Here is a 604-nt window from a genome sequence, read left to right as displayed (position 1 = left end):
GGGCGAAGGTGGGCACTGGGGGCTGACCCGGACCACGGGGGACGACCAACTGCGCCTGTTGGAGATCGTCTTCGGTTCCTCGGGGCCCCTGACGCCCGCCTCCCGTGCCGTGGTGCAGGAGTTGATGGGCGAGGTGGCCGAAGGGCAGCGCTGGGGGATATCGGCCGCCGCCCCGCACCCGGCGGGCGTCCCCACGGGGGCCGGTGAGGGCACGATGGCGGGGTTCGTGGCCGCCGGGGAACTCCCGGAGACGACCGACCCCCCCATCACGGCGTCCCCGGGCGGGACCGCCGGGACCTCGGCGGGGCCCGGCGGGACGCGCCTGAAGAACGGCTGGCTGCCGCGCAGCCACACCCGGCTGTGGGACATCAACAGCATCGGGCGGGTGACGGTGGACGGCCGGCCGATCCTGATGGTGGTCCTCTCCGACGGTCATGCCGGCCGGGAGGAGGGCATAACGGTCGTCGAGGCGGCCGCGCGGGCCGCCGCGACGGTGCTCACGGGGGCGGGGACGCCACGGGCCTGACCCGGCGGAAGAGCAACGCGGCGAGAACCAGCAGCACACCCCCCGCGGCCGCCGCGGCCGGGGCGAGCCACGGGGCGG

1 pseudogene is annotated in these 604 nt (G+C 76.5%); it reads left to right on the top strand.

Features of this window, described 5'->3' with window-relative positions:
- Positions 1-526: pseudogene (locus tag FNQ90_RS26030) on the top strand (hypothetical protein); the annotation flags it as partial.
- Positions 527-604 lie beyond the last annotated feature (78 nt).

The sequence above is a fragment of the Streptomyces alkaliphilus genome (genome assembly GCF_014141535.1).
GTDB classification, from domain to species: domain Bacteria; phylum Actinomycetota; class Actinomycetes; order Streptomycetales; family Streptomycetaceae; genus Streptomyces; species Streptomyces alkaliphilus.
This window is presented reverse-complemented; position numbering and strand designations above follow the sequence as displayed.